Origin of the sequence: Rhodohalobacter sp. (assembly GCF_041686455.1) — a bacterium.
In the GTDB taxonomy this organism is placed as follows: domain Bacteria; phylum Bacteroidota; class Rhodothermia; order Balneolales; family Balneolaceae; genus Rhodohalobacter.
Map to the genome: position 1 here is coordinate 1 of NZ_JAWLDW010000182.1, position 3,934 is coordinate 3,934.

A 3,934-nucleotide genomic window follows, 5' to 3' on the forward strand; every position below is an offset into this window, starting at 1 on the left:
AGTAAATCTTGCACGGCAATATCCGGATAAGAATTTTATTGGAATTGATAAGAAAGGGTGGAGATTGTGGACAGGAGCAAAGAAGGCTCTTGAGGAGCCACTGCCCAATGTTCATTTTATGCGGATCTTTATCGATCATTTGACAGACTATTTTGAGAAGGAAGAGGTGGATGAGATCTGGATCACGTTTCCTGATCCCTATTTAAGGGATTCACAATCTTCTAAAAGACTTACATCACACAAATTTTTAAGTATCTATGGCAAAATACTCGCCCCAGGCGCAAAGATTCATTTAAAGACGGATTCTGATGAGCTGTACGATTTTACGCTCGAAACGATCGTAGAAGAGAATTGTGAGATCATAGATCGAGTGGATGATGTTTATGCTGAACGCCCGGATGACCCGATTTTGACAATCAAGACCTTTTACGAGAAGATGCACCTTGAAAAGAGAAAAACCATTCATTACATCTCTTTTCGGTTAAATAGTGAAAGTACTATTTAAGACCCCGCCATAAGAATTTAGGTTCTACTATTGACATTCCAATCAGATTTGATAAATTAACACTGTGAACTTAACGGTGTTAACCTAAGGTATATGTCTCTAAGGGAAGAAATTCTGGATGTAAGCAAAGAACTGCTTCTCAAACATGGATTCAGCAAGATTTCGATGCGTAAGATTGCTAAAAAAGCTAATGTAACAGCTACAAGCATCTACCTGCATTTTAAAAATAAGGATGATCTGCTGCTTGCTTTGGTTGAGGAGAGTATTGCAAATTTAAATCGCGTATTGAGAAATACATTGGATGAAGCTGCCAGCCCGATTGAACAGTTGGAATCTCTAACCGATGCTTATGTTGGATACGCGATGGAAAATCCACAGGAGTACGAGATTATTTATATGGTTCGCCCTGAAGAGATGCCGAAGTATCCCAGAGAGAAATTTCAGCAGGTTAGAGAAATTTATGAGCTGCTTGCCGGAATAATTCAACGTGGTAAAGACCGGAATCTTTTTGATGTGGAAGATCCGCTGGTAAGTGCATACACGCTTTGGGCGCAGATTCATGGAGTTGTTTCTGTGATTCTGGGTAAACGATTGGATACCAGAGTTCCGATAGAACGATTTTTGGATCTTGCAACAGATCACATCATACAAGGATTTATCGTACAAAAAACACCCGCTTAAAAGGAGTCAGTTATGGAAGCTTTAATCGAACAACTTGGATTTTTCAATGAAATGGCCACCTGGGCTGTTTGGACAGGAATTGTCCTCATATTTTTAATTTTTGGATTTAAAGGGGCTCCTCTATGGATTTGGGCCGTTGCAGGTCTTGTTGCTTTAGCCGGATTGGGAGCGCCCGTTTGGTTAATTTCAGCCTTCCTGGTACTGGCTGTGATTTTTAACCTGAAATCGATTCGCAGAACCCTGCTTTCAGGGCCAATCATGAAAATATTGGAAGCTCTGAAAATTCTTCCTGCAATCTCAGAAACGGAGCAAACAGCTATCGATGCTGGTACGGTTTGGGTTGAGGGAGAACTATTTTCAGGCAGTCCGGATCTGAAGAGAATGAATAGTGAAACATATCCTGATCTGACAGATAAAGAGCGCGAATTTATGGATGGACCCGCTGAAGAACTCTGCTCTATGGTATCCGATTGGAAAGTTTTTCAACGAAAAGGATTTGATGATAAAACTTGGAACTATTTGAAAGAAAAGCGCTTCTTCGGTTTGATTATTCCGGAGGAGTATGGTGGCTATGGTTTTACTGCAAACGCGCACAGTGCTATTGTTGCCAAATTGGCTTCCCGATGCGGTCCTCTTGCTACAACGGTAATGGTTCCAAACTCACTTGGCCCGGCAGAACTTTTAATGCACTATGGTACTCAGGAACAGAAAGATCACTACCTGCCCCGACTGGCAAAAGGTGAAGAGATACCCTGTTTTGCACTGACAGAGCCGAACGCGGGTTCAGATGCCGGTGGTATGCAGAGTGAAGGTGAAGTATTCAAAGCCGACGACGGTGAGCTCTACCTGAAGTTAAACTGGGATAAGAGATATATCACCCTAGCGGCTATTTCAACAGTCATTGGATTGGCTTTTAAACTAAAAGATCCAGATAACCTGCTTGGAAAAGGCGAGAATCTGGGAATTACGGCTGCATTGGTTCCGAGTGATACAGAAGGCGTTGAACTGGGCAAAAGACATGACCCGCTTGGTGTGCCGTTTTACAACTGTCCAACGCGTGGTCATGATGTAGTGGTACCGGTAGATGCCATTATTGGTGGAGTAGAAGGTGCCGGCAACGGCTGGAGAATGTTGATGGAGTCACTGGCCGTGGGACGAGGAATTTCTCTGCCTGCTCAGGCGATTGGCGGAGCTAAAACAGCAACTCGTGCTGTGGGAGCATATGCGCTTATCCGAAAACAGTTTGGCTTGAACATCGGTAAGTTTGAAGGTATAGAAGAGCCGATGGCCAAGATTGGCGGGTACACCTATATGATGGACGCTGCAAGAGGGTACATCTGCGGTGCATTGGATAAAGGTGCAAAACCGGCAGTTGTTACCGCAATTGCCAAGTACAACTTTACCGAACTTGGCAGAGAGATTGTCAATGACTCAATGGACATTGTGGGCGGCGCAGGCATTTCTATGGGACCACGGAATATTTTTGCTCACAGCTATATTGCCATGCCAATCGCAATTACGGTAGAAGGAGCGAACATACTGACAAGGACGCTGATGATCTTTGGTCAGGGTGCTATCCGAAGTCATCCTTATGCCTTGAAAGAGATTGAGGCGTTGATGAATAAAGACGTGAAGCAGTTTGATGACGCTTTCTGGAAGCATATTGGTCATGTGTTTAAAAACGAAATCCGCTCCTGTCTGCTAAGCATTACGCGTGGACGTCTGGCGTCCTCGCCGGTAAGCGGACCCGCAGCGAAATACTATCGAAAACTGGCATGGGCCTCTGCATCATTTGCGTTTATGGCGGATATGGCACTGGGTTCATACGGAGGTGCTTTAAAAATGAAGGAGAAGCTTGCCGGACGGTATGCTGATATTCTCAGCTGGATGCTGCTTGCTACTGCCACACTGAGAAGATTTGAAGCAGAAGGCCGTAAAAAAGAAGATGAAATATTCCTGCACTGGTCTATGCAGCACGCATTCTACAGAATTCAAACTGCATTTGACGAGATCTATTCAGAGATAGAAGTACCGGGTCTGAGCTGGCTGTTCAGAGGACCGGTTGGATTATGGTCTAGAATGAATCGCATAGGGAAAAAACCATCTGATAAGCTGGGACATAAAGTGGCTCAGGCTATGCAGACCAGAGGAGATCAGCGAGATAGATTGACATCCGGTATGTACGTGCCTGCTTCAGTAGATGAAGCTCTCGGGAAGTATGAGCATGCTATGAAAGTAATTGAAGAGTCATTCCCGATTTACAAGAAGCTATACAAAGCAACCAAAGCCGGTGAAATCAAGAAAGCTTACGTATTGAAGCAGCTTGATGGAGCTCTCAAAAAAGGTGTCATCACTGAAGAAGAAGCTGAGACTGTTAAGAAAACTGAGGAAGCTCGTTTCGACGCAATACTCGTGGATGAGTTTACCCTCGAAGAGTACAATCGATCAGCTGTTTCTGAGAATGAAATCCCATTGGGATACCGCAAAGATGATGGTGAAACAGTCTTGGTTTAACTATTAGAAAAGATGGTCCGAAGTAGAATGGTTATATGAGAACTCCGGATCATATTTGAATAATTTCTTTTTTAGATAAAAAACCTAAGTTCGATTTATAGAATATTAATTTTGTTTCTAGAAAGTCCCCTCCTTTTTCAAGGAGGGGCTACGAGTTAAAGCAATTCCTACGAAGTGATTTAGGGGTGGTTTAAACCAAAATCGAATCAGGTTTGAAGCCTGAAATAATCAAGG

The 3,934-nt window shown here is 43.4% G+C and carries 3 protein-coding genes; all 3 read left to right on the plus strand.

Translation table 11 applies throughout. The features are described 5' to 3' along the window. Positions 1 to 505: tRNA (guanosine(46)-N7)-methyltransferase TrmB (gene trmB / locus ACESM0_RS13215; RefSeq protein WP_372906673.1), on the plus strand; the 505-nt coding region annotated here is incomplete at its 5' end. A gap of 93 nt (positions 506 to 598) precedes the next feature. Continuing rightward, on the plus strand, positions 599 to 1,186 hold the full coding sequence (locus tag ACESM0_RS13220) for a TetR/AcrR family transcriptional regulator (protein WP_372906674.1): 588 nt from the start codon (positions 599 to 601) through the stop codon (positions 1,184 to 1,186). Positions 1,187 to 1,198: 12 nt separating this feature from the next. Then, positions 1,199 to 3,700 carry an acyl-CoA dehydrogenase gene (locus ACESM0_RS13225; RefSeq protein ID WP_372906675.1) on the plus strand — a complete coding sequence of 834 codons (2,502 nt, stop codon included), beginning with the start codon at positions 1,199 to 1,201 and terminating at the stop codon, positions 3,698 to 3,700. Positions 3,701 to 3,934: the final 234 nt, after the last annotated feature.

What these genes read in the sequence shown, in the direction of transcription:
- ACESM0_RS13220 (WP_372906674.1), top strand. Translation starts at nt 599, where the DNA reads ATGTCTCTAAGGGAAGAAATTCTGGATGTAAGCAAAGAACTGCTTCTC.
- ACESM0_RS13225 (WP_372906675.1), top strand. Translation starts at nt 1,199, where the DNA reads ATGGAAGCTTTAATCGAACAACTTGGATTTTTCAATGAAATGGCCACC.